Raw genomic sequence first — 702 nt, 5'->3', positions numbered from 1 at the left:
ACAGGCAGGCCGTGTGCGCGGTAGCTGACCGGGCTGAACTTCCGGGAGGCCTTTGCCCTCAGTCCCTGACGGCGCAGGCTTGCCGCCACGGTTTTTACGTTAAAGGGGTAACCCTGAGCACGCAGTTCATCCGTCAGGCGTGGGGCACCGTAACGCTGTTTTGACCGGGTAAAAGCCGCGAGGACAACGCTGTCGCAGTGTTGGCGGAACTGCTGACGCGTGCTTATCCTTGTCCGCCGCTGACACCACGTATACCAGCCGCTGCGGGCCACCCGGAGCACGCGGCACATTGCTTTGATGCTGAACTCAGCCTGATGTTTTTCAATAAAGACATACTTCATTTCAGGCGCTTCGCGAAGTATGTCGCGGCCTTTTGGAGGATAGCCAGCTCTTCATCCCGTTCTGCCAGCTGGCGTTTGAGACGTGCAATCTCGGTAGACATCTCCAGTTCACGTTCAGAAGACGTCTGCTGATTTTGCTGTTTACTGCGCCAGTTGTAGAGCTGTGATTCATACAGGCTGAGTTCACGGGCTGCGGCAGTAACACCGATGCGTTCAGCAAGCTTCAGGGCTTCACTGCGAAATTCAGGCGAATGCTGTTTACGGGGTTTTTTACTGGTTGATACTGTTTTTGTCATGTGAGTCACCTCTGACTGAGAGTTTACTCACTTAGCCGCGTGTCCACTATTGCTGGGTAAGATCA

1 pseudogene is annotated in these 702 nt (G+C 54.7%); it reads right to left on the bottom strand.

The annotated features are described in order from the left end of the window. Positions 1 to 637: pseudogene (locus tag ACJHX3_RS24985) on the bottom strand (IS3-like element IS3 family transposase); the annotation flags it as partial. Positions 638 to 702 lie beyond the last annotated feature (65 nt).

Source organism: Escherichia sp. WS1265, assembly GCF_046487585.1.
Classification (GTDB): Bacteria; Pseudomonadota; Gammaproteobacteria; order Enterobacterales; family Enterobacteriaceae; genus Escherichia; species Escherichia coli.
Note: the sequence above shows the minus strand (reverse complement) of the source record. Positions and strands in the feature narration are given on the sequence as shown.